At 73.3% G+C, this 3936-nt stretch carries 5 protein-coding genes; 4 read left to right on the top strand and 1 reads right to left on the bottom strand.

What is annotated here, in order from left to right; all coding sequences use genetic code 11:
* Together JWR81_RS25540 and JWR81_RS25535 are read left to right on the top strand one after the other, a co-directional pair.
* Window positions 1-1462: ABC transporter ATP-binding protein (locus JWR81_RS25540; protein ID WP_297658372.1), on the top strand; the 1462-nt coding region annotated here is incomplete at its 5' end.
* Entirely contained in the window at window positions 1459-2466 is a 1008-nt protein-coding gene (locus tag JWR81_RS25535; protein ID WP_297658370.1) for a serine/threonine-protein kinase, read from the top strand. The genes JWR81_RS25540 and JWR81_RS25535, both read left to right, overlap by 4 nt.
* Here JWR81_RS25535 and JWR81_RS25530 read toward each other — a convergent pair.
* The gene (locus JWR81_RS25530; protein WP_297658368.1) at window positions 2452-3072 is read right to left on the bottom strand and encodes an L-threonylcarbamoyladenylate synthase; all 621 of its coding nucleotides are present in this window, start codon (window positions 3070-3072) and stop codon (window positions 2452-2454) included. The genes JWR81_RS25535 and JWR81_RS25530 overlap by 15 nt on opposite strands.
* A gap of 32 nt (window positions 3073-3104) precedes the next feature.
* On the opposite strand from JWR81_RS25530, the gene JWR81_RS25525 reads away from it, so the two are divergent.
* Window positions 3105-3494, top strand: a complete 390-nt coding sequence (locus JWR81_RS25525; protein WP_297658364.1) for a YchJ family metal-binding protein — start codon at window positions 3105-3107, stop codon at window positions 3492-3494.
* Between the two features lie 123 nt (window positions 3495-3617).
* The coding region (locus tag JWR81_RS25520; protein WP_297658362.1) for a hypothetical protein at window positions 3618-3936 on the top strand (319 nt) is incomplete at its 3' end.

Here is a 3936-nt window from a genome sequence, read left to right as displayed (position 1 = left end):
GTCGCTGTCGTGCATGTTCACGATCCTGCTGTACGCGGGCGCGGTGTTCTACCTGAACTGGCAGCTCGGGCTCGTCGCGATGATCGCCGCGCCGCTGTTCCTGGTCGTCACGCGCTCGTTCGGGGGCCCGATCAAGGCGGCCTCCCGAGAACGCCGCCGCCGGATGGGCGCGATCACGACCGTGGCGGAGGAGAGCTTCGGCAACGCCGCGCTCGTGCAGGCCTACGACCAGCAGGCCGCGGAGACCGCGCGCTTCCATGAGGAGGGCGTGGGCTGCTTCTCCGCCCAGATGGTCAGCACCCGCCTGCGCGCCGTGTTCAGCCCTCTGATCGCGCTGCTGGAGGCGCTCGGGGTGCTGCTCGTGCTGGGGCTGGGGATGTGGGAGCTGGCCCAGCACCGGATCACGCTGGGCGGCCTGCTCGTGTTCGTCGTCTACCTGACAGAGCTCTACAGCCCGATCCGCGGGATCGGGCGGCTGTCGAACTCCGTCTACGCGGCCTCCGCCAGCGCCGAGCGGATCATGGAGCTGCAGGACCTGACCCCGCTGGTGACCGACCCGGCGCGGCCCCGCCGGATCGGCCGCGCCGCGGGGATCCTGGACGTCCACGACGTGAGCCTCACCTATCCCGGCGCCCCACGGCCGAGCCTGTCCGGGGTCGACTTCACGGTCGGCCGGGGTCAGAAGCTCGCGCTGGTCGGGGCGAGCGGAGCGGGCAAGTCGACGCTGGCCAAGCTGCTGCTGCGGCTGTACGACCCCGACTCCGGCGCGATCCGCCTCGACGGCATCGACCTGCGCGAGCTCGCGCTGACCGACCTGCGCAACACCATGGCCGCGGTGCTGCAGGAGACGCTCGTGTTCGACGCCACCGTGGCGGAGAACATCGCCTGGGGCAAGCCGGGAGCCGACCAGGCGGAGATCGTCGCGGCGGCGACGGCCGCGGACGCCCACGAGTTCATCACGGCCCTGCCCGACGGCTACGCCACGCGGGTCGGACAGCGCGGCCGTCTGCTGTCGGGCGGTCAGCGCCAGCGGGTGGCGATCGCCCGGGCGATGATCCGGGACGCTCCGGTGTTGCTGCTCGACGAGCCCACCACGGGTCTGGACGCCGAGTCCGCCGAGCGGGTCCTCGCGCCGCTGCAACGGCTGATGAGCGGGCGCACCACCGTCCTGATCTCCCACAACCTGCTGACCGCCACCAACGCGGACCAGATCCTGTTCCTCGACGGCGGCCGGGTCACCGGAGCCGGCACGCACCACGAGCTGCTCGCCACCCACCCCGGATACGCCCACCTGTACCGGCTCCACCAGGGCGGGGACGACGTTCCCGCGTCTCCGCGCCCCGTCCTGCTGCAGGGCGGCGACCGGCGCCCCAGCCCGGTGCCCCGACGCCCGGAGCCGCAGCCCACAGCCCCACCCGACCCCGTACCCGCCCCGGACGACCGGCTCAGGACACCATCATGATCATCGCGACCGCCATCGCCGCCCCCGCGCCCCGCCTCGCCACGCCCGCCCCCGATGAGGGGCCGACCACCGGCCCGATCACCCCGAGCCGCACCGGGCACGGCGACGAGGGCCGCGTTCCCGGTCCACCGCCGCTGCCGGCGGGTGCGGAGATCGCGCCCGGCTACCAGGTGATCGAGCTCCTCATCCGCGGCAACGCCTTCGACATCTACGACGTCTGGAGCGACGAACGCTTCGCGCGCTGTGTGGCGAAGACCGTACGACCGGACTGCCCCCACCCCGGCCGTGCCCGCCGGTACCTGGTCCACGAGGGCCGGCTCGCGCTCGGCCTGACCCATCCGCACATCGTCCGCGCCTACGAGCTGCTGCGGCCGCGGCTCCCGGACCAGCCGGTGCTGGTGCTGGAGACGCTGAGCGGGGTCACCCTCGGCTATGTCCTCGAGGAGCTCGAGCAGCGGCTGCCGGCGGAGGCGCTGGGGCATCTCGGCCGCCACCTGTGCTCCGCGGTCCGCTACCTGCACGCACACGGCCATGTGCACCTCGACATCAAGCCCGGCAACATCGTCTCCTCCGAGGGACGCGCCCAGCTGATCGACCTCGGCCTGGCGCGCCCGCCCGGCATCTACCCCCGCGGCCCGGGGACCCCGGCCTACATGGCCCCCGAACAGGTCCTCGGCGGGTACTTCGGGCCCGCCGCCGACGTGTGGGGCCTCGGACTGGTCCTCTACTACGCGGCGACCGGGCACCAGCCCTTCCTCCGCCCCGGACGGTCCGACCCGCAGCACCGGACGGCCACCGCCGAGCTCACCGACCACTACCTGCAGCTCACCCACGAAGCGCCCCGGCTCCGGGCCCGCCGCAGGCTCCCCCGGGAGGTCGCGGAGGTCATCGACGGGTGCCTTTCCATGGAGCCCGGGGGGCGCCCCGCCCTTGCCGACCTCGACGCGGCGCTGGCACTGCTCACCGGCGAGGACGAGACCGTGGGCCCGCTACTCGAAGCGTGACGGGTCGCCGGCCCCGCGGCGGACGATCTCCGGCGTGTCACCCGACAGGTCGATGACCGTAGTGGGCTCCGTGCCGCAGTCGCCCGAGTCGATCACCGCGTCGACGGCGTTGTCGAGCTCCTCCTTGATCTCCCAGCCCTGCGTCAGCGGCTCGTCGTGGGCGGGCAGCAGCAGGGTGCTCGACAGCATCGGCTCGCCCAGCTCCGTGAGCAGCGCCTGGGCGACCACGTGGTCCGGGATGCGCACGCCGACGGTCTTCTTCTTGGGGTGCAGCAGCTGGCGCGGCACCTCCTTGGTGGCGGGCAGGATGAACGTGTAGCTGCCCGGCGTCGAGGCCTTGATCAGCCGGAAAACCGCGTTGTCGACCTTGACGAACTGGCCGAGCTGGGCGAAGTCGCTGCACACCAGCGTGAAATGGTGGCGGTCGTCGAGGTGGCGGATCTCGCGGATGCGTGCGAGCCCCTCGCGGTTGCCCAGGCCGCAGCCCAGCGCGAAACAGGAGTCGGTCGGATAGGCGATCAGTCCCCCACCACGGACGAGGTCGACGACCTGCGAGATCGAGCGTCGCTGGGGATCCACCGGGTGCACGTCGAAGTACCGGGCCATGGCGGCACTCTAGGCCCGGTGACAATATTCGGATGTCCCGTTCACCCTGTCCGTGTGGCCTCCCCGCGCCCTACGAAGCGTGCTGCGGCCGGTTCCACCACGGCGACGCCGCCCCGACGGCCGAGCTGCTGATGCGCTCCCGGTACGCGGCGTTCGCCGTCGGCGACGAGGCCTACCTGCGCCGGACCTGGCACGCGTCCACCCGGCCGCGCCGGATCGGGCTCGACCCGCGCACCCGCTGGACACGGCTGGAGGTCCTGGCGACCACGGCGGGCGGCCCGGACGACGACGAGGGCACCGTGGAATTCCGGGCGCACCACGACGGCCCGGACCAGGACGGCGGGGTGTTGCACGAGAACAGCCGGTTCGAGCGGGCCGGAGGGCGCTGGGTGTACGTGAACGGGGACCTGACCGGAGGGTGACGGAACCCTTCCCCTCCCCCGCCCCTCACCTGACCCCGGCGGGGATCCCGGAGAACGGCCCCCGCGGCGCACTCTCGACGACATCGCCGATGGGCCCCGGGCCCGCACGTACGGGAGGTTCCGATGAGCACCACCGCCACCGCCGAGCGCACCACCGCCACCGCCGAGCGCACCGCCGACCAGGACGCCGCCCGCCGCACCTCCGCGTACCGCCGCCGGATCGACCTGCTGCGCCGCCGCTACCGGTGCCGCGCCCGCCGCAACACGATCTGCGCCAACGCGGTGAGCCTGCTGCTCGTCGCCGCGGGCGCCGGCGTCGGCGTCACGGCGATGGACCCCCACGACCTCGGCCGGGCGACCGCGGTCCTCGGTGCGCTGGTCGTGCTGCTCGAGGGCGTCTCGCGCGTGCTGCGGCCCGCCCTGCGCGCCGGCCACGCCCGGC

The sequence above is a fragment of the Pseudonocardia sp. genome (assembly GCF_025965585.1).
Classification (GTDB): Bacteria; Actinomycetota; Actinomycetes; order Mycobacteriales; family Pseudonocardiaceae; genus Pseudonocardia.
Note: the sequence above shows the minus strand (reverse complement) of the source record. Positions and strands in the feature narration are given on the sequence as shown.

Bases quoted from the DNA above. Each gene is read 5' to 3' on its own strand.
- JWR81_RS25535 (WP_297658370.1), top strand. From the start codon at position 1,459: ATGATCATCGCGACCGCCATCGCCGCCCCCGCGCCCCGCCTCGCCACG.
- JWR81_RS25530 (WP_297658368.1), bottom strand. From the start codon at position 3,072: ATGGCCCGGTACTTCGACGTGCACCCGGTGGATCCCCAGCGACGCTCG.
- JWR81_RS25525 (WP_297658364.1), top strand. From the start codon at position 3,105: ATGTCCCGTTCACCCTGTCCGTGTGGCCTCCCCGCGCCCTACGAAGCG.